At 43.9% G+C, this 15,615-nt stretch carries 17 protein-coding genes; 6 read left to right on the forward strand and 11 right to left on the reverse strand.

The features are described from left to right. Window positions 1-196 precede the first annotated feature (196 nt). Window positions 197-874 (forward strand): two-component system response regulator CssR, encoded by a 678-nt coding sequence (gene cssR, locus CDO84_RS15980; protein ID WP_040081865.1) that lies wholly within the window; start codon window positions 197-199, stop codon window positions 872-874. Next, entirely contained in the window at window positions 871-2,226 is a 1,356-nt protein-coding gene (gene cssS, locus CDO84_RS15985; protein ID WP_014665331.1) for a two-component system sensor histidine kinase CssS, read from the forward strand. The genes cssR and cssS overlap by 4 nt, the downstream gene beginning before the upstream one ends. Window positions 2,227-2,254: 28 nt before the next feature. Here the strand turns inward: cssS and spxO are convergent, their stop codons facing one another. Further along, window positions 2,255-2,419: an anti-adapter protein SpxO gene (gene spxO / locus CDO84_RS15990; protein ID WP_003221681.1), complete on the reverse strand. Its 165-nt coding sequence runs from the start codon at window positions 2,417-2,419 to the stop codon at window positions 2,255-2,257. Between the two features lie 167 nt (window positions 2,420-2,586). On the opposite strand from spxO, the gene CDO84_RS15995 reads away from it, so the two are divergent. Further along, a complete protein-coding gene (locus tag CDO84_RS15995; RefSeq protein ID WP_014665332.1) occupies window positions 2,587-3,462 on the forward strand; it encodes a TetR/AcrR family transcriptional regulator in 876 nt (291 codons plus the stop codon). Window positions 3,463-3,501: 39 nt separating this feature from the next. Here the strand turns inward: CDO84_RS15995 and fumC are convergent, their stop codons facing one another. Together fumC and CDO84_RS16005 are read right to left on the reverse strand one after the other, a co-directional pair. Further along, the gene (fumC, locus tag CDO84_RS16000; RefSeq protein WP_014665333.1) at window positions 3,502-4,890 is read right to left on the reverse strand and encodes a class II fumarate hydratase; all 1,389 of its coding nucleotides are present in this window, start codon (window positions 4,888-4,890) and stop codon (window positions 3,502-3,504) included. 66 nt (window positions 4,891-4,956) lie between these two features. Then, complete coding sequence (locus tag CDO84_RS16005; protein ID WP_003244599.1) at window positions 4,957-5,142, reverse strand: YvzF family protein; 186 nt, start codon at window positions 5,140-5,142, stop codon at window positions 4,957-4,959. 117 nt (window positions 5,143-5,259) lie between these two features. Between CDO84_RS16005 and gerAA the strand changes: the two genes are divergently transcribed. Genes gerAA through gerAC form a run of 3 tightly spaced genes read left to right on the forward strand, consistent with a single transcriptional unit; the run spans window position 5,260 to window position 8,892 of the window. Continuing rightward, window positions 5,260-6,708 (forward strand): spore germination receptor protein GerAA, encoded by a 1,449-nt coding sequence (gene gerAA / locus CDO84_RS16010; RefSeq protein ID WP_014665334.1) that lies wholly within the window; start codon window positions 5,260-5,262, stop codon window positions 6,706-6,708. Continuing rightward, entirely contained in the window at window positions 6,677-7,774 is a 1,098-nt protein-coding gene (gene gerAB, locus CDO84_RS16015) for a spore germination receptor protein GerAB (RefSeq protein ID WP_040081862.1), read from the forward strand. Before gerAA ends, gerAB begins: the two co-directional genes overlap by 32 nt. Beyond that, on the forward strand, window positions 7,771-8,892 hold the full coding sequence (gene gerAC / locus CDO84_RS16020) for a spore germination receptor protein GerAC (RefSeq protein ID WP_040081861.1): 1,122 nt from the start codon (window positions 7,771-7,773) through the stop codon (window positions 8,890-8,892). Before gerAB ends, gerAC begins: the two co-directional genes overlap by 4 nt. 7 nt (window positions 8,893-8,899) lie before the next feature. Here gerAC and liaR read toward each other — a convergent pair whose 3' ends face one another. The 8 genes from liaR to CDO84_RS16060 all read right to left on the reverse strand — a co-directional run bounded on the left by liaR (window position 8,900) and on the right by CDO84_RS16060 (window position 15,594). Then, entirely contained in the window at window positions 8,900-9,535 is a 636-nt protein-coding gene (liaR, locus tag CDO84_RS16025; RefSeq protein WP_040081859.1) for a two-component system response regulator LiaR, read from the reverse strand. Continuing rightward, window positions 9,513-10,595 carry a two-component system sensor histidine kinase LiaS gene (liaS, locus tag CDO84_RS16030; RefSeq protein WP_040081857.1) on the reverse strand — a complete coding sequence of 361 codons (1,083 nt, stop codon included), beginning with the start codon at window positions 10,593-10,595 and terminating at the stop codon, window positions 9,513-9,515. The genes liaR and liaS overlap by 23 nt, the downstream gene beginning before the upstream one ends. Further along, window positions 10,592-11,317, reverse strand: a complete 726-nt coding sequence (liaF, locus tag CDO84_RS16035) for a cell wall-active antibiotics response protein LiaF (RefSeq protein WP_040081855.1) — start codon at window positions 11,315-11,317, stop codon at window positions 10,592-10,594. Before liaF ends, liaS begins: the two co-directional genes overlap by 4 nt. Window positions 11,318-11,350: 33 nt before the next feature. Further along, window positions 11,351-12,223 (reverse strand): LiaG family protein, encoded by an 873-nt coding sequence (liaG, locus tag CDO84_RS16040; protein ID WP_040081854.1) that lies wholly within the window; start codon window positions 12,221-12,223, stop codon window positions 11,351-11,353. 100 nt (window positions 12,224-12,323) lie between these two features. Beyond that, window positions 12,324-13,001, reverse strand: a complete 678-nt coding sequence (gene liaH / locus CDO84_RS16045) for a stress responsive protein LiaH (protein WP_040081852.1) — start codon at window positions 12,999-13,001, stop codon at window positions 12,324-12,326. 26 nt (window positions 13,002-13,027) lie between these two features. Continuing rightward, entirely contained in the window at window positions 13,028-13,408 is a 381-nt protein-coding gene (gene liaI, locus CDO84_RS16050; RefSeq protein WP_040081851.1) for a cell envelope stress-induced membrane anchor protein LiaI, read from the reverse strand. A 161-nt stretch (window positions 13,409-13,569) separates the two neighbouring features. Further along, window positions 13,570-14,838, reverse strand: coding sequence for an MFS transporter (locus CDO84_RS16055; RefSeq protein ID WP_014665343.1), 1,269 nt, complete (start codon window positions 14,836-14,838; stop codon window positions 13,570-13,572). A 168-nt stretch (window positions 14,839-15,006) separates the two neighbouring features. Further along, entirely contained in the window at window positions 15,007-15,594 is a 588-nt protein-coding gene (locus tag CDO84_RS16060; protein ID WP_040081849.1) for a cob(I)yrinic acid a,c-diamide adenosyltransferase, read from the reverse strand. Between the last annotated feature and the right edge of the window lie 21 nt (window positions 15,595-15,615).

The raw sequence follows: 15,615 nt of genomic DNA on the forward strand, positions 1-15,615 counted from the left end.
AGAAAAGCAAAGCACCAAAATAGAATATGTTTGATCATCCTACATCTTCCTCGCTCTTTTTCTCTTCCTTTCTTCCCTTAACCATATCATAAACAAACATTGTGGGATAAAAATGAAAAGAATATGTGAAATTATGAAAATTGCCAGCCGTATGTTAAAACTAGTTTATAATGACGTTGAAAGGATGTGAAGAGCCTTGTCATACACCATTTATCTAGTTGAAGATGAGGATAACCTGAATGAACTGCTGACGAAGTATTTAGAGAATGAGGGCTGGAACATTACATCTTTTACGAAAGGTGAAGACGCCAGAAAGAAAATGACACCGTCTCCCCACCTGTGGATTCTCGATATCATGCTGCCGGATACCGACGGCTATACATTAATTAAAGAAATCAAGGCGAAAGATCCTGACGTGCCGGTCATTTTTATTTCCGCCCGTGACGCAGATATTGACAGAGTGCTTGGCTTAGAGCTTGGCAGCAATGACTACATTTCAAAACCGTTTCTGCCGCGGGAGCTGATTATCCGTGTGCAAAAACTGCTGCAGCTCGTATATAAGGAAGCTCCTCCTGTACAAAAAAATGAAATTGCCGTCTCCTCGTATCGGGTCTCTGAAGACGCCCGCGAGGTCTATGATGAAAACGGAAATATCATCAATTTGACGTCGAAGGAATTTGATCTCCTGCTATTATTTATCCATCATAAAGGGCATCCATACTCTCGTGAGGATATCCTCTTAAAAGTATGGGGACATGACTACTTCGGAACAGACCGGGTCGTTGATGACCTCGTTCGGAGACTGCGCAGAAAGATGCCAGAATTGAAGGTAGAGACGATTTACGGTTTCGGCTACAGGATGATGTCATCATGAAAAACAAACCGCTCGCGTTTCAGATATGGGTTGTTATCTCCGGCATCCTGTTAGCGATATCGATTTTACTGCTCGTGTTATTTTCAAACACGCTGCGCGATTTCTTCACCAATGAAACGTATACGACGATTGAAAATGAGCAGCATGTTCTGACGGAGTACCGCCTGCCGGGTTCAATTGAAAGGCGCTATTACAGTGAGGAAGCGACGGCGCCGACAACCGTCCGCTCCGTACAGCACGTGCTCCTGCCTGAAAATGAAGATGCTTCTTCAGACAAGGATTTAAGCATTCTGTCGTCTTCGTTTATCCACAAGGTATACAAGCTGGCTGATAAGCAGGAGGAAAAAAAGAAACGGTACAGCGCCGACGTCAATGGCGAAAAAGTGTTTTTTGTCATTAAAAAAGGACTTTCCGTCAATGGCCAATCAGCGATGATGCTCTCTTACGCGCTTGATTCTTATCGGGACGATTTGGCCTACACCTTGTTCAAACAGCTTCTGTTTATTATAGCTGTCGTCATTTTATTAAGCTGGATTCCGGCTATTTGGCTTGCAAAGTATTTATCAAGGCCACTCGTATCATTTGAAAAACACGTCAAACGGATTTCAGAACAGGATTGGGATGACCCAGTAAAAGTAGATCGGAAAGATGAAATCGGCAAATTGGGCCATACCATCGAAGAGATGCGCCAAAAGCTTGTGCAAAAGGATGAAACAGAAAGAACTCTGTTGCAAAATATCTCTCATGATTTAAAAACGCCGGTCATGGTCATCAGAGGCTATACACAATCAATTAAAGACGGGATTTTCCCTAAAGGAGATCTTGAAAACACTGTAGATGTCATAGAATGCGAAGCGCTTAAGCTGGAGAAAAAAATAAAGGATTTATTATATTTAACGAAGCTGGATTATTTAGCGAAGCAAAAAGTGCAGCACGACATGTTCAGTATCGTGGAAGTGACGGAAGAAGTCATCGAACGATTGAAGTGGGCGCGGAAAGAACTATCGTGGGAAATTGATGTAGAAGAGGATATTTTGATGCCTGGTGATCCGGAGCAATGGAACAAACTCCTCGAAAACATTCTGGAAAATCAAATCCGCTATGCTGAGACAAAAATAGAAATCAGCATGAAACAAGATGATCGAAATATTGTGATCACCATTAAAAATGACGGTCCGCATATTGAAGATGAGATGCTCTCCAGCCTCTATGAGCCTTTTAATAAAGGGAAGAAAGGCGAATTCGGCATTGGTCTAAGCATCGTAAAACGAATTTTAACTCTTCATAAGGCGTCTATCTCAATTGAAAATGACAAAACGGGTGTAACATACCGCATAGCAGTGCCAAAATAGACTGTAGATGTTTTTGCAGTCTATTTTTTTATGTGAAAGAATAGCCGTTAAAATCTCTGTAATTTGTTTTGAGCGGCTGTTTGCATTGATGAACCCATTTTTTCTCTGACAAGGTCTGCTTCGGATATTTGACTTTCTCCACTTTGATACCTCTGTTTCGCAAGCGGCTGATCATTTCGTCCAATTCTCTCATTCTAGATTCACCCTTTCGCTTGAGCTTTGACCATTCGGTCATCTCAATTTATAATATAAATAATACATGATAAAAAAACAAGTTACAATAAGGTTAATTTTATAACAGAAGGTGTGACTATATGGTCATATCCTAGCAGGCCTCAGGGCTCCGAAAGGGTGGAACCATTGAAGGAAAAAGAAAAGCTGATTATTGAAACAGCCTTAAAACTGTTTGCACAAAAAGGATACAACTCAACATCAGTCCAAGAAATAGCAAAAGAATGCAAAATATCTAAAGGCGCTTTTTATATTTATTTTCCTTCGAAAGAAGCGCTTCTTCTGTCTATGCTGAACTACTATTATGATAAAACGTTTACCCGAATTTTAAATATTAAAACGAAGGACGAAAGCCCCAGAACGGCTTACCGCAAACAGCTGACCGTACTCTATGAAAACATCCTTGAACACAAGGATTTTATCAGCATGCAAATGAAGGAAGGTTCTCTGCCTTACACAGAGGAAGTGGAGCAGTGCGCAAAAAAAATCCGCCAGTCCTCACTTCAATTTCATATCGACAGTCTGCTGAACATCTACGGAAAAAAAGCGGAACCGTACACTGCAGAGCTTTGTTTTTTAATAGAGGGCATCAGCCAGATTTACCTGGAATGCATGATTTTGCTCGGGTATGCTGTGAAGCCGTCTCAATTAGCTGACATCATTATGAATCGAATTGATGATATGGTAAAAGGCATGTCTGAACGGCACGAAAAGCCTTTCATCACATTGGAAGAGGCGAGCTCTTTATTTGGGCCTCTTACGCACGGCCGGCCTGACCCGCTGACTGAATCGATTGTGAAAAGCCTACGTGACAAAATTAACAGCTTACACACAAACTCCTCTCTTGAATTATCGGAGAGCTTGGATATACTTGAAGCAGAAATGAAGAAAAAAACACCGAAGCTGGCAATTATAAAAGGGATGATTCATAATCTGACGGAGTCTGAAGCGCTCGCTAAAGATGCGGAGCAGCTTAAATATTTATTAAAACAGCAACATATTTAGAAGAACGGCTGCTTAAAAAGCAGCCGTTTTTTCTTTCTATTACGCCTTTGGTTTTACCATGTCTTCCGGCTTAACCATTTCGTTAAATTGCTCCTCTGTCAGCAATTCAAGCTTCAAAGCCGCTTCTTTGAGTGTCAATCCCTCTTTATGGGCAAGCTTGGCGATTTTCGCCGCGTTTTCATAACCGATATGCGGGTTCAGCGCCGTAACAAGCATTAATGAATTTGACAGGTTTTCCTGAATGGTTTCTTTATTAGGCTCAATACCGATCGCACATTTATCATGGAATGAATTCATGCCGTCACTGAGCAGCTGCACAGATTGCAGGAAGTTGTAAATAATAACAGGCTTAAACACGTTCAGTTCAAAGTTCCCCTGACTCGCCGCAAAGCCGATTGTCGCATCGTTCCCCATGATTTGCGCTGCGATCATTGTTAACGCTTCGCTTTGTGTCGGGTTGACTTTACCAGGCATAATGGAGCTGCCCGGCTCATTTTCAGGAATGACGATCTCCCCGATGCCGCAGCGAGGTCCGCTTGCCAGCCATCTGACATCGTTCGCGATTTTCATTAAGTCAGCCGCAAGCGCTTTTAATGCGCCATGCGCATAAGTGATTTCGTCATGGCTTGTCAGCGCGTGGAATTTATTCGGCGAGCTGCTGAACGTTTGGCCGGTCAGTTTGGTGATCTCTTCTGAGACAAGCTCTCCAAACTCTGGATGAGCGTTGATACCCGTTCCGACAGCCGTTCCACCAATTGCAAGCGCACGCATTTTATCAGTCGCTTCCAAAATCATTTCCTTCGAACGGTCCAGCATGTAAACCCATCCGCTGATTTCCTGTCCGAGGGTCAGTGGCGTAGCATCCTGAAGATGCGTGCGTCCGATTTTGACAATATCATTGTATGCTTTCGCTTTCTCATCCAATGTATTGCGAAGCTGATCAAGCGCCGGCACAAGCTGCTCGTAAACAGCCAAAACAGCGGCAACATGCATCGCAGTCGGGAATGTGTCGTTTGAGCTTTGGCTGCGGTTCACGTCATCATTTGGATGAATCGTTAGATCAGAGTTCTTCTCTTTTAATAAAGCAGTCGCACGGTTGGCTACCACTTCGTTCATGTTCATATTGCTTTGTGTGCCGCTTCCGGTCTGCCATACAACAAGCGGGAAGTTGTCATCGTACTTGCCTTTGAGCACATCATCACAAACTGCTGCAATCGCTTCTGCTTTTTCAGCATCCAGATTGCCAAGGCGTTTATTAGCAAGAGCCGTGCTTCGTTTTAATATTGCAAACGCCTTCACAACACGCATCGGCATTTTTTCAGAACCGATCTTAAAGTTCTCCTTGCTTCGCTGTGTTTGGGCGCCCCAAAATTTATCAGCAGGAACTTTTACTTCTCCCATGGTGTCTCGTTCAATTCTGTATTCCATTTATGTATCCCTCCATAACGGTTGCTTCAATAGATCATAATTCGCCAATGACACAAAAAATCCTTTTTATTTTTCGATCTTGGCAGATTTTAATTTTAATTCAAGATATACGCGGGAATCCTTTGAATATTTGTATTTTGGATTCGTCCTGCCATACTCCTTTGATGTATAAGAGACATCATAATGCTGTTCAAATGATCTGATGAGCTGTTCGATTTCTTCTTGTTTACCAGCAAGTCTTACCTGTGCCACTTCGTCTCCTCCGCTTTCATAAAAAAACTTACTCCATGAAATACTCTAACACAGTATATCATTTTTTTAACAGGAAAAGATAACCTCTACTAAGGTTTTGGATAAGAGGTGACCTCATTGGAACAAACAGAGTTTAAGGAATATATACACGATAATTTAGCATTGTTGCTTCCAAAATTAAAAGAAAACGATGATCTTGTGAAAAATAAAAAAATGCTTGCGAACGGATTGGTTTTTTACTATCTCTATTTCAGTGAACTGACTGATGAGAATAAGGTGTCAGAAGCCATTAAAACTTTGATCAAAGATGAAGAGACCTTAACGCTTGACCAGGTCAAAAAACGCCTTGACCAGCTTGACGCAAGACCTATTGAAACCGCCAAAAAAACAATTGAATCGATTCTCAACGGCAATTGTGCCGTGTTTATCAACGGATTAGACAAAGCCTATATTCTAAGCACAGGAAAGAAAAAAACAAGAAGCCTGACAGAGCCGACAACTGAAAAAGTAGTTCGCGGCCCAAAAGTTGCGTTTGTAGAGGATATCGATACAAATCTCGCTCTGATCAGACAAAGAACCTCTCATCCGAAATTAATCACCAAAAAAATCATGATCGGCGAAAACAAGCTGAAGCCTGCAGCCATTATGTATATTGAAGGCAAAGCAAAAAAGTCCGTCATAAAAGAAGTAAAAGCGCGGCTTAAAAATATCCAGCTGGAGGATATCCAGGACAGCGGAACGCTCGAGGAGCTCATTGAAGATAATAAATATTCACCTTTTCCGCAGATTCAAAATACGGAGAGACCTGACAAGGTATCTTCAGCCCTGTTTAACGGCCGTGTGGCAATTTTGGTCGACAGTTCACCATTTGTGCTGCTGGTGCCGGTTTCTCTCGGCATCCTGATGCAGTCCCCGGATGACTACTATGAACGCTGGATTTCAGCATCTCTTATCCGGTCGCTGCGTTTTGCTTCTATCTTTATCACCTTGTTTTTGTCATCGATTTATATTGCACTTGTTTCCTTTCATCAGGGGCTTCTGCCGACCGCGCTCGCCGTCACGATTTCGGCAAACAGGGAAAACGTGCCGTTCCCTCCGATATTTGAAGCCTTGCTGATGGAAGTAACTATCGAGCTGCTAAGGGAAGCCGGACTGCGACTCCCCAATCCGCTCGGACAGACGATCGGCCTCGTCGGGGGCGTAGTAATCGGACAGGCGGCTGTAGAAGCGAATCTCGTCAGTTCGATTATGGTCATTGTCGTCAGTGTCATTGCCCTGGCATCCTTTACTGTTCCTCAGTACGGAATGGGGCTGTCTTTCCGGGTGCTGCGTTTTATTTCGATGTTTTCCGCCGCTATTTTAGGGCTGTACGGCATTATTTTATTTATGCTTGTCGTTTATACGCACTTAACGAGACAAACGAGCTTTGGGTCTCCGTATTTTTCGCCAAACGGATTCTTCAGCCTGAAAAATACGGATGACTCCATTATCCGTCTCCCAATTAAAAACAAACCAAAAGAGGCGAATAATCCAAATGAGCCAAAAACAGACTCCACTGAAACTTAATACCTTTCAAGGTATTTCGATTATTGCTAATACAATGCTTGGGGCCGGACTTTTAACCTTGCCTAGAGCGCTGACCACTAAGGCTAATACGCCTGACGGCTGGATCACGCTGATATTAGAAGGTTTCATTTTTATTTTCTTCATTTATGTAAACACGCTCATTCAGAAAAAACATCAATACCCTTCACTCTTTGAATATTTGCAGGAAGGGCTTGGGAAATGGATCGGCAGCATCATCGGCCTTTTGATCTGCGGCTATTTCCTTGGCGTAGCCAGCTTCGAGACCCGGGCAATGGCTGAAATGGTGAAGTTTTTCCTGCTGGAGAGAACGCCCATTCAAGTCATTATTTTAACGTTTATTTGCTGCGGCATTTATTTAATAGTCGGGGGCTTAAGTGATGTGTCGCGGCTGTTTCCCTTTTATTTAACGATAACCATTATTATTTTGCTGGTTGTGTTTGGGATCAGTTTAAAAATTTTTGATATTAATAATTTGCGTCCTGTTTTAGGCGAAGGCCTTGGACCTGTTGCAAATTCCCTTACTGTCGTTTCCATCTCTTTTTTAGGAATGGAAGTGATGCTGTTTCTTCCTGAACATATGAAGAAAAAGAAATACACGTTCAGATATGCTTCTATAGGATTTTTGATTCCGATTATCTTATATATCGTTACGTATGTTATCGTTGTCGGGGCTTTGACCGCTCCCGAGGTGAAAACGCTGATTTGGCCGACTATTTCTCTCTTTCAGTCCTTTGAGCTTAAAGGCATATTTATTGAACGGTTTGAATCGTTTTTACTGGTGGTCTGGATCATCCAGTTTTTCACAACTTTTGTCATTTACGGATACTTTGCCGCTAATGGGTTAAAGAAGACATTCGGATTATCGACTAAAAAAAGTATGGTGATCATCGGCATAACGGTCTTTTATTTTTCTCTTTGGCCGGATGACGCCAATCAAGTCATGATGTACAGCGATTATCTTGGATATATTTTCATCTTCCTGTTTCTGCTTCCCTTCATACTCTTTTTCATTGTAGCTCTCAAAAGGAGGATTACAGCAAAATGAAAACCCGGATTTTATGTATGTTTATATGCACCCTATTGCTGTCCGGATGTTGGGACAGCGAGAATATCGAGGAATTAAGCTTGGTGATCGGAGTAGGCCTAGACAAGCCCAACGATAAAAATTTAGAGCTGACACAGCAGATTCTCGTGCCGAAAAAAATCAGCGCCAAGGAGGGCTCTTCATCTGACCCGACACAGTTGTCTATCACAAAGGGGGAAACTGTCCATCAAATGATGAGAACCTCTGCATTAAAGCATAATCCTACGTTTTCACAGCATTTGCGACTTATTCTGCTTTCCAAGAGCGTGATTGCGGATGAGATTGGAATGGACGCGATCATTAACCAGTTTGTCAGAGACAACGGAACAAGGAGGAGTTCCTACGTCTTTATCACCAACGGCCGAACTAAGGATATATTTAAAATGAATGATGAAGGCGAGCCCGCATCCAACGTGATATATGATCTGACAGAGAATAATAAGGTGACGATCAGAATGATGGAGCCAGTTACATTGGGGGAGATCTCAGAACACTTAACCTCTGACGATTCATTCCTCATCCCTCATGTCGGTAAGGAAAATGGCAAGCTCGCGATAAACGGAGCCTCTATCATCAAAAACAAATTATGGCACCGGGATCTCACCCCGATTGAGGTTCAAAATGTCAACTTATTTTCAGGCACTGTCGAAGGAGGCGTCATTGACTTGAAGCGCGATGGCCATCTCTTTTCTTATGAAGTATATTCGAGCAAGCGGAAAATCAAGACGGACTACAAGGATGGAAAGTTCAAATTCACTGTCACCCGAACTATTGAAGGTCGTCTGTCTGAGGACTGGAATCCAAATGAAGATTCGTTTAAGGATTCATATATTAAAAGTATTGAAAAGACAGTCGAAAAACAAGTACACAAATCAGTAACGACATTTATTACAGAGAAGCTGCAGAAAGACATCAAAGCGGACGTAACCGGATTGGGAAACCAAGTCAGAATTCATTATCCTCAAAAGTGGAAAAAGATCGCAAGAAAATGGGACGATGATTATTTCAGCAATGCGGAAATAGACTACCGGGTCAATGTGATCGTCAGAGACTTCGGAACGAAAGGCGCAAACAAATAGGAGCCGCCTATTTTACGAGATGATTTCGATGCGCGTACACCGCCGCCTGCGTCCGGTCACTGACATCCAGCTTTGATAAAATATTCGTAATATGTGTTTTGACTGTTTTAATCGTAATAAACAGTTCCTCGCCTATTTCTTTGTTTGTTTTTCCTTCTGCGATCAGGCAAAGTATTTCGAGCTCCCGTTTCGTAAGTGATTCATGCGGGAGCGCGTTTTCACCTGAGTGGCGCAGCCTGGACAATACTTTTCCCGCCACTTTTGATTCCAGCATTGGCTCTCCCTTGCTTGCGGCGCGAATGGCATCGGCGATTTCTGCCGCTTTTGAGGTTTTCAACAGATAGCTGAGCGCGCCAGCTTCAATAACCGGGTACACTTTGTCATCATCAATGAAGCTTGTGAGAACAATTATTTTCGGGTCGGAAAGCTCCCGGCAAATTTGCTTTGTAGCTTCGATGCCATCCATGCCTTCCATGACTAGATCCATTAAAATGACATCAGGCAATAGTTCCGCAGCAAGCCGAACACCTTCGCCGCCGTCCGATGCTTCGCCGATGACTTCAATATCTGGCTGCGCCTCCAAAAAAGCCGCGAGCCCCATTCTGACCATTTCATGATCATCAATCAATAATACTCGAATCACGTTCGTTCTCTCCTTTTTCTTCCGGGAAAATCGGGACCTTCACTTCGATTTGTGTGCCTTTTCCTTCTACTGAAATCACTTCGGCAACCCCGCCGATTTCACTTGCACGTTCTTTCATAGAATTTAAGCCGTATGAGGATGCTTTCACCTGGCCCATTTTAAAGCCTTTTCCATTATCAATCACCTTCAGACGGAGCTGACTGTTCTTTATACCCAGGATCACGGTTACTTTAGACGCTTTTGAATGTCTAAATACGTTTGAAAGGGCCTCCTGCACGATTCTGAACAAGTGGTCTTCAACACCCTTGGATATCGCTGTGTCTTGTATATCCCACTCAATATCAAGCGGCTGATTTTTTCGGAACTCGTCCAAAAGCTCCGTAAGGCCCTCCTTCAGCCCTTTTCCTTCAAGGGTGACAGGCCGTAAATGGAGCAGCAGTGCCCTCATCTCATTTTGGGCTTCGCCTGCCATATGCTCGACCATCTTGATCCGCTTGACTGTTTTATCATCAGCATCCTTCACATGTTCCAGCACGGCTGATGTCATCATCGATATGGCAAAGAGCTGCTGGCTGACAGCATCATGCAGGTCTCTGGCCAATCGCTGGCGTTCTTCCGATATGACCGATTTCTTCATTTGCGCCTGCCATTCCGCACGTTCATTGGAAAGCTTCTGCAAGGATGCGACTTGAAGCTCCACGCGCTTCGCCATTTCGTTCAGCTGATCAGCGGCCAGGCCGATTTCATCATCTCCGAGCGGCGGTATGCGATAAGCGAAATTGCCGTTTTCAAAGGTTAAAATCGATTCAATTAATGTATCAACCCTTGTCTTCAATCGGTTGCCGTACATATACCCTGAGGCGAAACCAATCGTCACGCTGATCAGCAGCAAAATTAGGATAAACGGTATTCCGAACCAGCTTGATAACAGCAAAACACGCGGATCGAGCCGATAGTAAAACATCATAAAGGTAATCAAGCAGGCAAAAAGCAGGAGGCTGATTCCCGTTGTCATGCGGATGGCGCGCCATTGAAGACTGGCAAGCAGTTTTTTTCTCATACGTACTTCACATCCACATCACCGATAAATAGGGAAACGGACACTTTGACCCGGCGCTTTGACTCGCTGAAATCAGTTGACGCGGCATATACCTTCGTGCTTAATCCGCTTTTCTTCGAGCCGATCAGATTGATGTCACCTATGAAAACAGCCGAGCTGACAGCCACTTCAAGGTCCGAGGGTACATAAATATCAACGTTTCCAATGACTCCGCTAATGACGATCGTGCTTTCTCCTTCGGGAATCATCGCTTTAGATAAATCGATTTTGATATCACCGATAAAACCAGAGACATTTAAATCATTCAGGTCAAACGGCTGCTTCATCATTTGCAGCTCTCCGATAAAAAAGCTGCGCATGTCAGGCTGTTTCACATCTTTCGGCGGCTCATGATGTTCTTTTTTATTGAGGTTGACCCGTTTCTCATTCGGTTCGAATATCGGCTTCCCTTTGACAAGCCTGTAGCCGGCGTAAATCAGGAATGCGGCAAACGCATAGCCGAATAAATTAAAGGTGATGCTGAAGAGGTTTTTCAAAAATAGAAACGCGGCAAAGATATACATGACCGAGCCAAGCCAATCACGGGAATATTTTTTAAGGAAATAGCCGGCAATCAGAAAAAAGAGCGGCCAAAACAGCAGATCGCCTATTCCGATAATTTGCAAAAACATACTGATGCCGAATAAAGCAATGATAAATCCAAGAAGCTGTTTTTTTGTCATTCCTGGTGTCCGCCTCCTTTCTTCTGCCTGGTGCTACCGAATCGTTACATCCCCGCTGTCCGTTTTGATACCGATTGGATGCCGGCCGCTTCCTTGCGAGCCTGTGATGTGATGCTGTTCTTTATGTGCTGTATCAGCAAATGAATACGGCGAACTGACGTCACCGCTCGCTGATTTCGCTTTGACTGTAAAGCTGCCGTTTTTGGGAAGGCTTAGATTGGCATCACCGCTTGTCAGCGTGACAGATAGGGGCCCGGTTACCTTTTTCAATACAGCATTAAAATCTCCCGAAGTCATTTTTACATCGAGAGAGCCTGATACATCAGCCAGATTTGCGTCTCCTGAAGCTAAGTCAATGCCGGCTGTTTTGTAATCGGTATTTGAAATGGTGACATCTCCGGATGACCCCTTTACTTTCAGTTCTTGAAGACGGACGTCTGTCACTCTCGCATTTCCGCTCGCAGATACTGCGTTCAGCCTGGAAAGCGCAAGATGGTCATTCCCGGCCACAGACACGTCCCCGCTTGAGGTTCGCACTGTCAGATCACCTTTGTAATCATACGGAAGCCGGACGATAAGAGTCGAACGGTTAAACCCATTCAAAAATTGAAATTCTTTTTCCTTTACGGTCAGCACCAGTTTTCTTTTGTTTTCAGTCACAAATAACTTTCCCGAGTCTCCTTCAATGCCTGCTGATATGTCATTTCGTTCTTCCGCTATAATCCGGACATCCTTGCTATCGGACTCTATGACCATGCTGTCAATGTCCCGCGGCAACGCGCTGGCTGAATCGGCTTCTGTGCCATTTATGAAACCCAAGCCTGCGGCAAACACGTCTTTTACGACGACGGCGAAAAAGACAAGAATACCGGCAATGATCAACAGTTTGCCAAGCATTTTTTTCATTCGGTTTCATCCTTCTCATTCATTCTATTATAAAGGAAAAGCTTGCGAATTGATACGTGCGGAAGGGAAGGACTTGACCGCAAATCCTTCCCCGTTCCGCTTATTCATTTGCCGCTTGTGTCTTGTCTGATTTTTGCAGTGAGAGCGCCCGCATTTTTTCAATCTCCGCTTCCACATCATCTGCGAATTCTTTGCGTGTGAGTTCGGTGCCGGCTTCCGCTGACTTTGAATAATCCGCGCGGATTTCCATTTCTTCAATACGATTTTCAATACGTAAAAATTCACGATACGCACTTTCACTGTCAATTTTGTCAAATGTCGTATTCATATGCTCTTTAGCTTTCGCCGCATTTGCCCGCGCAATCAGCGCCTGTTTTTTATCCTTTACGTCTTGAAGCTTTGTTTCAAGTGCCGCCAGCTGTTCTTTCAGGTCAGCCAGCTGACTGTTAGCCTGTTCATAGGAAACTTTATGCTCTGCCGCCTTCCCTTCTAAATACTTCATTTCAGTCAGCGCTTTTTTCGCCAGTTCTTCTTCACCTGCGTCAAAGGCGAGCTGTGCCTGTTTTTTCCGTTTGCCAGCCACTTCAGCGGCTTCTTCATATTTTTTCTTAAATTGATAGGCAATCGTGTGCTGTTTCACAATTGTTTGCTTTGCTTTTGCAATGTCACTTTCCATATCGCGTACATATTGATTCAGCATTACCTTTGGATTCTCCATTTTATCAAGCCCTTCATGAACTGACGCCACAAACATGTCTCTGATTCTTTTTAATACCATACCTGATTCCTCCTAATATATTGATATTATTTTTTCTTCAAAAATTCTTCCCATTCGTCATCAAAGTGAGATTGGTAGGCAGCTGAAGCCGGTTCAGGCTCAAAAGATGATACACCGTTGTCAGCTGATCCGTTTTTCATCAGCTTCCAGCCGTAATACACCATAGCGGCTGCCAATGCGATTCCGACGACAAACGGAAGTGAGCAGATGAGCATAATGGCTCCGATACCGCCCACGATGATTCCCGTGATGGTTTTTCCTGCGGCAAACCTTTTGACTCCTGCGTATGTCATTAAGCTCCCGATGGCGAGCGGGATGATAAAGCCGAAGCTTCCTCCTCCAAAAAAGACGGAGATCCCAAATACAATTAATAAGAATCCGCCTACTGTTTTTTTGTTTATCTTCATGCAGATCCTCCTTTCGTTTTCCTTGTCTTCATCTTATACAAGTTGGCATTTATGCAAAACGAATCAGAGATTGATTTTTATATAAGACCCGAGTCGTATCTCGCACCGGACCCATAAGCACAAAAAAACGCCATGCACGAGGCATGGCGTTTCAAAACCCTTTACAGATGAACACTTGCTTCCCTTTCTTTAATCAGGTCGGACCTTTCTGCTTTGGCCAGTTTTGTAAACAGCAAAATTCCGATACCCGCAATAATTTCGACAATCCCTCCGGCAGCGATCACTTTTCCTGAGCCGAAAGCATTTGCGGCATATCCGCAAATGACAGCTCCGGCAGGGATCGAAATATTGGAGATCATATGTATAACGGCGTAAACCTGCGGCTGATCCTCACTATCCACAGACGTCTGGATAATCGTGTACTCAGGAACATTAACAGCACTGACTGCGGCGCCAAAGGTAAACGCGGCGAAAAACACGAGCGGCAAAAAGGTGTTCATCCCGGTAATAAAGAAAGCAAATCCTTCAATAATGCCGGCAGTGACGAAAAGCAGCCCATACCTGTTTACTTTGACTTTCGCCAGCACAAATCCTAATAAAAATGCGCCTGCGGCGGTGGTGGCCTTTAAAAGCGAGTAAACGATCGGCTGGCCGTTTAAATCTTCCGCAACGTATACGGCTGAGAGCGCTTCCCAAGGGGCAGCCGCGAAATTCATAAAGATACAGTAAATAGCGAGCGGATATAAAATCTGATGCTTTCTGACGAGCCTAAAACCGCGTTTCAGTCTTCCGATATACGTGCCTCTCTGTGTCACAACAGCAGCCTCTGATTGAGACTCAACCGCAGTGTACTTAATAAAAAGGACGAGAAAACCTGACACCAAATAGAGCACAAGTGCGATAAGCATCGTATAAGAAGGGCTGATAAATGTAAGAAAAGCGCCGCATAATGTGACAGCCCCGAGCCGGACAATTTGAGCGGAGGATTGCAGCACAGCGTTTGCTTTTTGAATGCCCTGTTCATTTACGATTTGAGGAATCAAAGCGATTGAGGCGGGATTGTAGGCAGCTCCAGTAGCAGAATGCACAATCATAAGCGTCATGACAAACCACAGCGGAGAGAAGCCCGCAAAATGGCATAGAGGGATAATCAAAACAATTGCTGCCCTTGTCAGATCTGAAAAGTACATCCAAAATTTCAGCGTGCTCTGTTTCATAAATGGCCCTGTCACAGGCGCCAGCACGGCTTCCGGCAAAAAAGTGACAGCAATCAATAAAGCAGTGCCGATCGCACCTTTGCCATCATAAATTAAAAACCATAATATTGAATTAAATGCGAACATATCGCCGGATATCTTGACTATTCTTGAGAAAAACAGATAATTGAAATTTCTCTTCCAGATGCTATCACTTTCAATTAAATTCACCATCCATCAGAGCCCCCCACTGCCTATTTTTTACATCTATTTATTACAATATCTCATTTTTCCATTTTTCAGTCAATAATTCATAAGGTTCATTTTTTGTCGCAAAATGGGAAATTGACAGGGTGAAAAACAAAAAAGCCGGCATGTATATGAACACGCCGGCTCTCACTTTTACTTTTCCGATTCAATGCTGTTTCGGTCCCGAAACACAATAGCACTTCTTTCATATTCTACATCGCCAATACCGCTTCTTGCATTCACAACCCGTGCAGCGGCAAAGAAATAGTCGGACAGTCGATTGAGATAACGCAGCACTGTTTCATGAATCTCCTCCGATTTCATCAGTGTCACCACTCTTCGCTCTGCCCGCCTTGTAATGGTACGCGCCACATGGAGAAGCGAAGCACCCTTCGCTCCGCCTGGAAGAATAAATTTCTTCAGTTCCGGCGCTTCTGCAGTGTAGGCATCAATGCGCGTTTCTAAAAAGGAAACAGATTCTTCCGTTAGCTTATAGTCTTTTCTTTCTGTGACAATTGCCAGATCGCCTCCGCAGTCAAACAGCTCATGCTGGATGGTCAGCAGCTCTGCTGTCAGATCTTCAAAACCGGGCTGCCCGGAAAGCTCTGCCAAAGCAAGCCCGAGAAAGCTGTTAAGCTCGTCAACCGTGCCGTAGCTTTCGACGCGGGGACTGTCCTTGTCCGTTCTGCCCCCGATTAAGCCCGTTTGTCCCTTATCGCCTGTTTTTGTATATAGTTTCATACCTGAACCTCCTTTACACAG

The sequence above is a fragment of the Bacillus sp. MD-5 genome, from assembly GCF_002201875.1.
Classification (GTDB): Bacteria; Bacillota; Bacilli; order Bacillales; family Bacillaceae; genus Bacillus; species Bacillus stercoris.